Annotated in this window: 14 protein-coding genes; 9 read left to right on the top strand and 5 right to left on the bottom strand. The window is 58.0% G+C overall.

Translation table 11 applies throughout. From position 1 onward, the window contains the following. From AC2FNU_RS21120 to AC2FNU_RS21130, 3 genes are all read left to right on the top strand, one after another. The coding region (locus AC2FNU_RS21120) for a zinc finger domain-containing protein (RefSeq protein WP_496792176.1) at nucleotides 1–293 on the top strand (293 nt) is incomplete at its 5' end. 78 nt (nucleotides 294–371) lie between these two features. Continuing rightward, nucleotides 372–827, top strand: coding sequence for a methylated-DNA--[protein]-cysteine S-methyltransferase (locus AC2FNU_RS21125; protein WP_496792178.1), 456 nt, complete (start codon nucleotides 372–374; stop codon nucleotides 825–827). Nucleotides 828–903: 76 nt separating this feature from the next. Then, on the top strand, nucleotides 904–1371 hold the full coding sequence (locus AC2FNU_RS21130; protein WP_171094234.1) for a hypothetical protein: 468 nt from the start codon (nucleotides 904–906) through the stop codon (nucleotides 1369–1371). A 22-nt stretch (nucleotides 1372–1393) separates the two neighbouring features. Here the strand turns inward: AC2FNU_RS21130 and AC2FNU_RS21135 are convergent, their stop codons facing one another. The 4 genes from AC2FNU_RS21135 to fsa all read right to left on the bottom strand — a co-directional run bounded on the left by AC2FNU_RS21135 (nucleotide 1394) and on the right by fsa (nucleotide 4632). Next, nucleotides 1394–2089, bottom strand: a complete 696-nt coding sequence (locus AC2FNU_RS21135; RefSeq protein WP_496792180.1) for a CDP-alcohol phosphatidyltransferase family protein — start codon at nucleotides 2087–2089, stop codon at nucleotides 1394–1396. 69 nt (nucleotides 2090–2158) lie between these two features. After that, nucleotides 2159–3079, bottom strand: coding sequence for a tyrosine recombinase XerC (locus AC2FNU_RS21140; protein ID WP_496792182.1), 921 nt, complete (start codon nucleotides 3077–3079; stop codon nucleotides 2159–2161). Continuing rightward, nucleotides 3076–3783: a DUF484 family protein gene (locus tag AC2FNU_RS21145; RefSeq protein ID WP_496792184.1), complete on the bottom strand. Its 708-nt coding sequence runs from the start codon at nucleotides 3781–3783 to the stop codon at nucleotides 3076–3078. The genes AC2FNU_RS21140 and AC2FNU_RS21145 overlap by 4 nt, the downstream gene beginning before the upstream one ends. 195 nt (nucleotides 3784–3978) lie before the next feature. Beyond that, nucleotides 3979–4632, bottom strand: a complete 654-nt coding sequence (gene fsa, locus AC2FNU_RS21150) for a fructose-6-phosphate aldolase (RefSeq protein ID WP_496792186.1) — start codon at nucleotides 4630–4632, stop codon at nucleotides 3979–3981. An 88-nt stretch (nucleotides 4633–4720) separates the two neighbouring features. On the opposite strand from fsa, the gene AC2FNU_RS21155 reads away from it, so the two are divergent. From AC2FNU_RS21155 to AC2FNU_RS21170, 4 genes are all read left to right on the top strand, one after another. Then, nucleotides 4721–6916 (top strand): primosomal protein N', encoded by a 2196-nt coding sequence (locus AC2FNU_RS21155; RefSeq protein WP_496792188.1) that lies wholly within the window; start codon nucleotides 4721–4723, stop codon nucleotides 6914–6916. Between the two features lie 79 nt (nucleotides 6917–6995). Then, nucleotides 6996–8228 carry an MFS transporter gene (locus AC2FNU_RS21160; protein ID WP_496792190.1) on the top strand — a complete coding sequence of 411 codons (1233 nt, stop codon included), beginning with the start codon at nucleotides 6996–6998 and terminating at the stop codon, nucleotides 8226–8228. Nucleotides 8229–8294: 66 nt separating this feature from the next. After that, nucleotides 8295–9173: a 50S ribosomal protein L11 methyltransferase gene (locus tag AC2FNU_RS21165; RefSeq protein ID WP_496792192.1), complete on the top strand. Its 879-nt coding sequence runs from the start codon at nucleotides 8295–8297 to the stop codon at nucleotides 9171–9173. Nucleotides 9174–9275: 102 nt separating this feature from the next. Continuing rightward, complete coding sequence (locus AC2FNU_RS21170; protein WP_171235318.1) at nucleotides 9276–9620, top strand: hypothetical protein; 345 nt, start codon at nucleotides 9276–9278, stop codon at nucleotides 9618–9620. A gap of 103 nt (nucleotides 9621–9723) precedes the next feature. Here AC2FNU_RS21170 and AC2FNU_RS21175 read toward each other — a convergent pair whose 3' ends face one another. Continuing rightward, nucleotides 9724–9939 (bottom strand): DUF1127 domain-containing protein, encoded by a 216-nt coding sequence (locus tag AC2FNU_RS21175; protein WP_496792194.1) that lies wholly within the window; start codon nucleotides 9937–9939, stop codon nucleotides 9724–9726. Between the two features lie 334 nt (nucleotides 9940–10273). Between AC2FNU_RS21175 and ruvC the strand changes: the two genes are divergently transcribed. Beyond that, on the top strand, nucleotides 10274–10771 hold the full coding sequence (gene ruvC / locus AC2FNU_RS21180; RefSeq protein ID WP_480631242.1) for a crossover junction endodeoxyribonuclease RuvC: 498 nt from the start codon (nucleotides 10274–10276) through the stop codon (nucleotides 10769–10771). Continuing rightward, a partial coding sequence (gene ruvA / locus AC2FNU_RS21185) for a Holliday junction branch migration protein RuvA (protein WP_496792196.1) occupies nucleotides 10768–11169 on the top strand: 402 nt, incomplete at its 3' end. The genes ruvC and ruvA, both read left to right, overlap by 4 nt.

The raw sequence follows: 11169 nt of genomic DNA on the forward strand, positions 1-11169 counted from the left end.
AGGTCATCGGATCCAGCCTCGAAGCTGCGCCGATTGTGCATGTCGAAGATCAGGAAACCCGTGATCTGCTGGCAACCTTTGACGTGGATGATCTGTGCATCACGTCGGGACTGACCGTTTCGGCTGATCCGGCTCCGGCCGAAGCGTTCCGCGTTCCGGAAATCGAAGGCGTCGCGGTGGTCTTTGAAAAGGCCGAAGGCGAAAAGTGTCAGCGTTGCTGGAAAATCCTGCCCGACGTGGGCCGCCACACCCATCCGGGTGTATGTAGCCGCTGTAACGACGCGCTTGGTTAACACTTACCCCCAGCCCATCGGCTGGGGGTTTTTCTTTCCCTGCTTGCAACAGCTTTGGTGATCTGAAACGCTGCGCCTATGCCGATGATTGCCGTAGAAACCCAATTTGGATGTCTGGGTGTCGAAGAAACAGACGGAGCCCTCACGCGCCTGGTCTGGGATGGCCGCGATGTGGGAGAACCGACGGATCTGTTGCGTGAAGCCGCCGCGCAATTGAAAGCTTATGACGCCGGGCAACTGGACCGGTTTGACCTTCCTTACCGCATCACAGGGTCTGACTTCCAACGACAGGTCTGCGATCTGATGTATGCGATTCCTCTGGGTGAAACGCGTACTTACGGAGACATTGCAAAAGAGCTTGGGCAACCCGCACAACCCGTAGGGCAGGCTTGCGGAGCAAACCCGATTCCGGTGATCATCCCGTGCCACAGGGTGCTGTCCGCGGCGGGCTTGGGCGGCTTTTCCGGGGCCGGTGGGGTCGAGACCAAAGTGGCCCTGTTGCGTCATGAACGGGCTGCCGGGCTTTTGATCTGATCTGTGAAATTCGGTTGCAATCCGTCAGCGGCGGGCACACCATATATATGTTGTTGAATTTGAAGGACCGCATTGCATGACCACGGATCAAGATCGCGCCGCCCGAAAGAAGGCCATTATTGACAGGTTGATGTCACTTGAAGCGCAAGAGCTTGCAACGGCGCAGGCGCATTACGATGCGTTTTTGAAGGACGCTCAGCTGGATGATCGGGAAGGTCACGACAAGGATGACCTCGCCGCCTCACGCGAAAACGCTGACTTGGCAGCTGCGTTTGACGCCCCTGTGCATGCACACCATGCCAAGATCGATGTGATTGAAAACACCGACTTCGGTCTGACTGACACGGTCCAACCCGGCGCAGTGATCAAGTTCAACAATCGCAGATTTGTCGTGTGCGTTTCGACCACCCGGTTCGAGGTGGATGGAAAAACCTATATGGGCATTTCAACCCAAAGCCCGATTTACTTGGCCATGGTGGGCCTGCAAGAGGGCGATGTCTTTACCCATAACGGCACCGAGTTCGAGGTGCAGGACGTCATGTAACGCCGCACTCTGCGGCGCTGCGTCAGGCGCGGCGCTGCGGTATGATCTGCTGCGCGATGCCCGCAAATGTCAGATACAGGCTGGTGATCACCAGCCCCCAATGCGCCCAGCTTTCGGGATGAAAATCAACCCAGGCCGCCCAACCGGCAAAGAACGTCCACGCCAGCGCCATGGGCAATGTCAGGCTGCGCCAACGCTCGGTGCGTACGGGATGGACAAACTTGAGCGGCAGGAACATCGCCAGCGACAGCAATGTGACCAGCAGCAGAATGATCCAGAAATTCGGCTCGAGCGCGAAGATCACGATAACGAACATGTTCCAACATCCCGGAAAACCGGAAAAGGAATTGTCCTTGGTCTTCATCCGGGTGTCCGCAAAATACATCGCGCTGGCAAAGGTTATGACGATGATCGCAAACCACCCGGTCCAGCCGTCCATCAGCCCGGACTTGAACAGGGCAAAGGCCGGGATGAACACATAGGTCAGGTAGTCGATGATCAGATCCAGCAGAACGCCGTCAAATTCGGGGGCGTTCTTTTTGACATGATAATGACGCGCCAGAGGACCATCGATCCCGTCCACAATGAATGAGACAACCAGCCAAAGATACATAAGGCTCCATTTCTCTTCGACGGCGGCCAGCATGGCGAGCATGGCGAACACAGCGCCCGTTGCAGTGAAGAGATGGACGGAAAGAGCTTTGAATCTGAGTGTCATGCACGCGTCATGACTGATGCACGCCAGAGATGCAAACCAAAAGCCACGCGGTTTTGATGGATGTGTGCGTCAGGCCTTGGGGTGCGCACGGTTGTAGACTTCCATCAACCGCGCTGTGTCCACTGCGGTATAGGCTTGGGTGGTTGAAAGCGACGCGTGGCCCAAAAGTTCCTGAATGGCGCGCAAGTCGCCTCCGGCCGACAGAAGGTGCGTGGCAAAACTGTGCCGCATGGCGTGGGGTGTTGCGGTTGCAGGCAGGCCCAGTTGCATTCGGGCCTTGGCCATGACGCTCTGTATCGCACGTGGGTTCAGCGCCCCGCCGCGGACGCCGCGGAACAAAGGCGCGCCCAGTGCCTGCGGGTGCGGGCAAAGTTGTACGTATCGGTCGACGGCTTCACGGGCGGCAGGAAGAACCGGTACGACCCTTTCCTTGTCGCCCTTGCCAACGATGCGCAAGGTGGCGGGTAAAGGCACGTCTGCACCGGTCAGTGACAGCGCTTCGGATATGCGCAGCCCGCACCCATAGAGCAACGTGACCACGGCCACATCCCGCGCGGCGACCCAATCCGAGCTGGATTGCAGCTCGACCGTGTCGATCATGGCGCGGGCAGCGTCTTCGGCCAGGGGGCGGGGCAGTTTCTTGGTGAATTTCGGTGCGCGTGTCGACAGTACTGCCGTGGGTTCAAAGCCTTCACGTTCGGCCAGCCAGCGGTAGAAGCTTTTGACGGCTGAGAGTTTGCGCGCCAGCGAGCGCGCGCTTACGTCTGCGCTGCGTTGGTCTGCCATCCAGGCACGCATATCTGACACAGTGATCCGTTCCAGCGCTTTCAACCCCTGCCGTTCAGCGTGGTGCAGCGTCATAAAGGACAGGAAATCGGTCACATCACCACGATAAGCGGTTTGTGTGTTCTGTGATCTGCCCGCCAGCGCACCCAGGCTGTCCAGCCAATGCTGCAACGCATCACGGCAGGCAGGAGAGATCAGGCTCACGACAGCCAGTGGCGCATCGAGCGTTCGAACACGCCAGCAAAAAAGCTGAGAAGATCGGTGCCCAGCTGCGGTGTGAAGTGCCGCGGATCACGTGCACCCATGACGATCATTCCCGGCAAGCGACCGGGGCCGAGATCGAGCTTTAAACAGGCTTCGGACCGCAACTGATCTGCAAGCGCGCCAAAAATACGTTTGTTTGGATGATGAACCTCGCGCAGAGTGACGTCGCGGGCGGGACCGCCGCGATCAATGGTCAGGTACTGGTTGATAAAGCCTGGTTCGGCGATTGTCAGAACGCCCCCCAGCGTATCGACTGCTGGATCGTCCTGAACCACTGTTGTTTCCAGAACCAAAGTGATGTGATCAACACGCAAAATGTCGGCCACGTCCGCGCCAAGCGCGCGTAGGAAATCCTCGAATTCAACAGGCTCCAACAGGCGCAGAATTGCGCGATGCACTTGATTTGTGCCCGCCAGATTCTCGTAAGCTGCTGCGATGACTGACCTGTGGGTGTCTTCCAACCGGTCCAGCCGCGCTTCGAGCCGTTGCATGGCGATGCCGCGCAGATCGATCACATTGTCGCCGCGTGCGCGTTCATTGGCACTGACCAGCGCCTGCATCAGATCCTTGTCATCCAACACGACGTCAGGCTCGGCCAGAATCGCCGCGCGGAGGTTATCCTCGAGTTTGGGGTTGCTGCTCATGTCCCGTCCGGTCTTTTTTTGTTGGGCGGCTTATAACATGCCCGGCCGGATTTGCCTTGGAAAAAATGCACGCAGAGGTGGATTTCCTCGCGGTTTGTGGCGGATAGGCTCCCGCCAACTTGCGCGTGATCTGCGATCAAGCCTGCAAGTTTTGCCGGCGCGGCACCTGACGGCACCGCGCGGTATTGCACAGGATCAGAGGATTTTCTGACCTGTCTTGGCCCAATCGGCCAGGAAGGTTTCCAGACCTTTGTCAGTCAACGGGTGGTCAGCGAGCTTCTTAATCACGGCTGGTGGAGCAGTGATGACATCGGCACCAATGCGAGCGCTGTCGGTCACGTGGTTCACTGTGCGGATTGAGGCGGCAAGGATCTCAGTCTCGAACCCGTAATTGTCATAGACCTGACGGATGTCGGCAATCAGATCCATGCCGTCGAGGTTGATGTCATCCAGGCGACCAATGAAGGGCGAGATGAATGTTGCACCTGCTTTGGCTGCCAGAATGGCCTGATTGGTCGAGAAGCAGAGGGTGACATTAACCATCTGACCTTCGTCACTGAGCGTTTTGCAGGTTTTCAGGCCAGCCCATGTCAGCGGCACTTTCACTGCGATGTTCGGAGCGATCTTGGCAAGCTTGCGGCCTTCGGCGATCATGTCGTCGGCTTCGGTGGCGACAACTTCGGCCGAAACCGGGCCGTCGACCAGATCACAGATCTCTTTTGTCACTTCCAGAATGTCGCGGCCCGACTTTAGGATCAGCGAAGGGTTGGTGGTCACGCCGTCCACCATGCCCAGCTCGTTCAGTTCGGCAATGGCGTCGATCTCGGCGGTGTCTACGAAGAATTTCATGAGGGCAGTCCTTTGATGGGTTGGCCTTGGTCGCGGATGGCTTTACCTCAAAGTGAGCCATGCTGGAACCCCCTGCAAAGGATATGCTGTGAGCGCTAACGGATTTTTCGACCAAGGCGAACTGGTTGCGGTGCTGACAACGCAGCCGCTGGACCGGACGTTGGACTACAAAGCGCCCGAGGGCGGGTGCTTTCAAGGCGCGTTTGTCGAAGTGCCTCTTGGGCCGCGCAAGGTACTGGGTGTGGTCTGGGGGCCGGGTCAGGGCGGATTTGACCTGAGCAAGGCCCGGTCTGTGATCCGAGTGCTTGAGGTCGCGCCGATGCGCGAAGAGATGCAGGTGTTTCTGGGCAAGGTCGCCGACTACACTCTGACGCCGATGCCCGCGATGCTGCGTTTGGCAACGCGTGCACCGGGGCTGGGGGATCCTCCGTCAATGCGCAAGATTTATCGTCTTGGCGGTGGCGACCCGGATCGAATGACCGATGCGCGATCCCGTGTGCTGGAGGTTTTGCGCGACTATGGTGGGCTCGCCTTCACCTTGAAAGAACTGGCGGAGCAGGCGGGTGTGACATCGTCTGTGGTCAAAGGGTTGGTCAAGCAAGGCGCTGTCCGGGAGGAGGACACCCCGCGTGATTTACCTTATCCGCATTTGAACCCCGACCTGCCCGGGAAAAACCTGACCGAAGATCAGGCAGCTGCTGTGGCCAGGTTACAGGCCGGTCAGCGCACGGGTGACTATGGCACAACACTGCTGAAAGGTGTCACGGGTTCAGGCAAGACCGAAGTGTATCTGGAGGCCGTTGCCGAGACACTGCGCATGGGGCGACAGGCACTGGTCTTGTTGCCTGAAATTGCTTTGACCGCAGAATTCTTGACCCGTGTGGAGGCACGGTTTGGCGCTCGACCGGCCGAGTGGCACTCGGGCGCGACCATGACAGAACGCCGCCGTGTCTGGCGGATGGTCGGGCAGGGGGATGCGCAACTGGTCGTAGGTGCTCGGTCGGCATTGTTTCTGCCGTTCCGCGATTTGGGTCTGGTGGTCGTCGATGAAGAACACGACACCTCTTACAAGCAGGAAGACGGCGTGCATTACAGCGCGCGGGATATGGCAGTCCTGCGCTCGGCCATTTGCGGCGCGCGGGTTGTGCTGGCCAGTGCGACGCCTTCATTGGAAAGCTGGGCAAACGCTGAGGCAGGTAAATACGACCGGATCGACCTGACCTCGCGCTTCGGCGCGGCGGTTTTGCCCGAGATGAAGCCCATCGATATGCGGGCCGAACAAATGCGGCCCGGGACATGGATTTCTCCGTCCTTGCGACAGGCGGTACGACAGCGGATCGAGAAAGGTGAACAGTCGCTATTGTTCATCAACCGCCGTGGGTATGCTCCGGTGACTTTGTGCCGGGCCTGTGGGGAACAGATCGCCTGTGACCATTGTGACGCGCGCATGGTTGAACATCGGTTTCTGAAACGCCTGATGTGCCACCAATGCGGTGAGACCAAGCCGATGCCCGAAATCTGTCCGTCCTGCGGCGTAGAAGGCAAGCTGGCTCCGGTCGGGCCAGGGATTGAGAGGCTGGCCGAAGAAGCCGAAGCGACCTTTCCTGACGCCAAGATTGCCATGCTGAGTTCCGACCTTTTCGGCTCGGCCCGCGCGTTGAAGGCTAAGATTGAAGAAATCGCTGCGGGTGATTCAGACATCATCATTGGCACTCAGTTGGTCGCCAAGGGGCATAACTTCCCGAAACTTACACTGGTTGGCGTGATTGATGCAGATTTGTCGTTGCACGGCGCCGACCTGCGCGCAGCAGAACGAACGTTCCAACTGATGCGGCAGGTGGCCGGACGCGCTGGCAGGGCCGATAAACCGGGTCAGGCGTTGTTGCAGACGTTCCAACCAGAACACCCGGTGATCCGCGCGATCCTGTCGGGTGATGAGGAAGGATTCTGGAAAGCCGAAGCCGCAGGGCGGCAAGCGGCGGGGGTGCCTCCCTATGGGCGCATGGCCGGAATTGTGTTGTCTGGCCCGGAGGTCGGCCCTGTCTTCGATATCGGCAACGCGATGGCGCGTAATGATGCCCCTGTGCGCGATGTGGGGGGACAAGTTTTCGGTCCTGCACCCGCGCCGATTGCCCGTATTCGCGGACGGCACCGTGTGCGCCTGCTGGTCAAAGCCCCAAAAGGGGCCCCCATTCAGGACGCGATTGCCCGCTGGATCGCGCCTTTGCGTCTGAAAGGGGACATCCGCCTGACTGTCGATATCGACCCACAGAGCTTTTACTGAACTCTGCATCAGCGCAGGGTGGCTGTGCGCTGGCTTCTTCCCTCTCGCCAAAGCACAGAAATGGGCGTAGAGGACCATTATGCTGAATCCCATGCCCTTGTCCGAGGCGCGGAACCTTCCGTTCTGGCGTCGCCCAGTCACGCTCTTGTTTGTGATGGCCATGACCATGCCCATCGCGTTCAACGCGTGGAGCGCGCTGCTGAACAATTTCGTCATTGAGGTGGCGAATTTTGATGGGGCAGATATTGGCCTGCTGCACACTGTGCGTGAAATTCCGGGCTTTCTGGCGATTGGCGTGATCGCTGTCATCATTTTCATCCGCGAGCAGGTTCTGGCGATGATTTCGCTGATGATGCTTGGGGTGGCAACGGCTGTGACGGCATGGTTCCCCAGCTTGGGTGGGTTGTTGTTTGTGACCCTGTTCAGCTCAATTGGGTTTCACTACTACGAAACAGTAAACCAGTCGCTGCAGCTGCAATGGCTTCCCAAGGATCGCGCGCCCCAAATTCTGGGATGGCTGGTTGCGATGGGGTCCGCAGCGACCGCGGTTGTCTATGGGCTGATCGTTCTGACCTGGGAGCGCTTCGATCTGTCCTATAACTTCGTTTTCATGGCGGCGGGTGGCGTGACGGTCTTGTTGGCGCTGTTCAGCCTGATTGCCTATCCTCAGTTTGATGCACCAACGCCGCAGACCAAAAAGCTGATCCTGCGTCGCCGGTATTGGCTGTACTATGCGCTGCAATTCATGGCCGGCGCACGGCGGCAGATCTTTATTGTGTTTGCCGGGTTCATGATGGTCGAAAAGTTCGGTTTCAAAGTACACGAACTGACCAGCCTTTACCTGATCAACCTGATGATCAACATGATGGCCGCGCCCTTGCTGGGCAAAGCTGTGGCAAAGTTCGGCGAGCGGCGCACCCTGATCTTCGAATATGCAGGGCTGGCCATAGTGTTTGCGGCTTACGGTGGTATCTATTGGTTCGGCTGGGGGGTGTTGCTGGCTGCGATCCTCTATGTGATCGACCATGTGCTTTTCGCACTCGCGCTGGCCTTGAAGACCTATTTTCAGAAAATCGCGGACCCGGCGGACATTGCACCGACAGCGGCCGTGGCCTTCACGATCAACCACATCGCCGCTGTCTTCTTGCCCGCTTTGCTGGGGCTTTTGTGGGTGGTTTCGCCGGGAGCAGTGTTTGGTTTGGCGGCGGCGATGGCCATTGTTTCGCTGCTGCTGTCGTTGTTGATCCCGCGCCATCCCGAACCGGGTAATGAGACAACCCTGACCAAATACGCTCCGGCACCTGCGGAATAGGCCGGGCGGCTTGACCTTCGCGACGCAGCGGCCTAGGCGCTGTGCCAACTGAGACAGGAGGCCCATATGCCCACATTCACCGCGCTGACCACGCTGACAGGTAAGAAGGCCGCCGAAGGTCTGGGCGAAGCCATGGAGCGTTTGGAGCCGGAACCCACCGGTGTTGGCGTGTTCGAGGTCGAGGACGGTTCGGGCCTGTGGGAAGTGGGCGGTTATTTCACCGAAGCCCCGGATGAGACCGCGCTTGCTGTTCTGGCAGCTGCGTTCGAAGCAAAGCCCTTTGTCGTGTCAGAGCTGCCCGAAACCGACTGGGTCGCACATGTGCGGCGCGAGCTTGCGCCCGTCGAAGCGGGCCGGTTTTTTGTCTACGGCAGCCATGATGCCGACAAGCTGCCCGAAGGCCGCATTCCGTTGCTGATCGAGGCTGCAATGGCCTTTGGCACCGGGCATCACGGCACGACATTGGGGTGTTTAAAGGCACTGGATCGCTTGCTGGACGACGGCTTTACTGCGTCGAAAGTGGCCGATATTGGCTGCGGCACGGCTGTTCTGGCTATGGCTGCTGCTCGGGTCTGGGATGGCGACATCATCGCCAGCGATATCGACGAAGTCGCCGTTGACGTGGCCGAAGCCAATCTGAAGGCAAACGGTATGTCCGGTGCGGTGAAATGCGTGGAAGCCGCTGGCTTCGATCACCCTGACCTTAAGACAGACTCCCCGTACGACCTGATCTTTGCCAATATACTAAAGGGTCCGCTGGTGGCGTTGTCGCCTGAAATCTCGGCGAATCTGCGCCCCGGAGGGTATGCGATACTGTCGGGAATCCTTAACGAGCAGGCAGATGATGTGGTTTCCGTTTATTCTCAAAACGAGTTCAATCTTGCGCACAGAGGCGAGATTGGTGAATGGACGACCCTAATTTTAAGCAAACAGGGCGCAAATTAGGCCATTTGCAGGAGTTTTGTGGAATTTTGCCACGCTTTTGTCGCAATCTCTAATTACCGTTTTCTGATCAAAGTCGAGGGGGGCGGTTTTTTGGAGGCTGCCATGACGGGTAAACAACTGGAGTTCAATCAGCGCGTTAATCGCCTGAACAAGAAGCATCAGAAGATGAGCCGGGGCTATCGCGCGACGATGCGCAAAGATGGTCTGGTGGTCATGAGGCCGCAACGGGTCAGCTCTGCCGTGCCAGTACGGGTGCTGCTGTTCACGCTTGTTGCGTTCTTTGTTTTCAAAGCGTTTCTTTTGTCCCACCTTGGGCCGACGGGATATCAGTACAGAATCGACAGCCTGAATGAAGGGACCAAGGTCGAACAGGCAGGGGCCTGGGTGATGCAGATTGATCCTGTGTCTCAGGCGCTGTCCCAGCAAATGAACAAGCTGCTCTTCTGAATTCTAAGCTTTAATCAAAAAAACACCGCGTGCCGTTCGGGCGCGCGGTGTTTCTTGTTGCCCGCATGACCAAAAGCCAGGGGCGTATAAGTGGTGGTCGGAATTAGCGACGTCCTTCGGCGATGGCGTCGATGTCGCCACGGCACAGGCCGATGTCGTCCAGTTCGCGGTCGCTCAGAACGGTCAGCGCGTTGCGAGTTACGCGGGCGTCATTCCATTCGATTGCTGCGTTCACAGCCGATACGAAATATGCGCCGATACGGCCAACGAGGCCGAACGAGCCAGTGGTGGCGATGCGGGTAGTGTCCAGTGCAGCCATATCCTGTTTCCTTCTGGTTTGTGTTCACTTTTCAATCTTGCGATCTGACCGGCATCTAGTGCTGCCATTTCGCGTGCACAAGTTTAGTTTTTGCATGTGTCCTATGCAATTTTTGCAACGCTTCACAGAGATGTAATCCCCTTAAATAATTGATGAAAATTCCTTTATGTTGGTGCCGTTTTCAGACTTTCCTGGGGTCGCAAATATGCGTTCAAGTCGCGTGCAGGACAGGGGTGTCGTTTTCAGACCTCAGGTCAATTCGCTTGGAAAATGTTCACGCTTCGTGCTAGGCGTTGAAAAAAGATCACAAAACCCGAGCAGGCCGAGGCAAAACATGCGAATTCTGGGCATTGATCCGGGGCTTAGGACCCTGGGATGGGGCGTCATCGAATCAAATGGCAGCCGTCTGAGCCATGTTGCAAATGGATTGTGCAAGTCAGATGGGGATGATCTGGGTGAGCGTCTGTTGTCGCTGCACAACCAGATTGTCGAAGTGATTGCCGATCACCAACCGGACCAGGCTGCCATTGAACAAACCTTCGTCAACAAGGACGGGGCGGGTACGCTCAAGCTTGGCCAGGCGCGGGGGGTGGCCCTGCTGACATTGGCGCAGGCTGGATTGCCGGTTGGCGAATATGCACCCAATCGGGTCAAAAAGACTGTCGTGGGCGTGGGCCACGCCGAGAAAGAGCAGGTATTGCACATGGTCAAGCTGCAGCTGCCGGGGTGTCTGCCAAAAGGTGCTGACGCGGCGGATGCGCTGGCGATTGCGATCTGTCACGCCTATTACGGAAAGACGCAACAGGCGCGTGTGAAAGAGGTGCGGGCATGATTGGCAAACTGACAGGGCGGCTGGATTATCGCGCAGCGGATCACGTGCTGATCGATGTCCGGGGCGTTGGCTATATCGTTTATTGTTCCGACCGCACCATGGCGGCATTGCCGGGTGTTGGAGAAGCGGTTTCGATCTATACCGACATGGTCGTGCGCGAAGACCTGATGCAGCTTTATGGATTTCTGTCCTTGGTCGAGAAGGAATGGCACCGGCTTCTGTGTTCGGTTCAGGGGGTGGGTGCTAAAGTTTCGCTGGCCATTCTCAGCGCCTTGGGGCCGGATGGCGTAAGCCGCGCAATTGCCTTGGGGGATTGGAGCGCGGTCAAGGCGGCGAAAGGTGTGGGGCCGAAAACGGCGCAGCGGATCGTGCTGGACCTCAAGGACAAGGCGCCTGGT

This window comes from Ruegeria sp. BHSB064 (assembly GCF_059613205.1).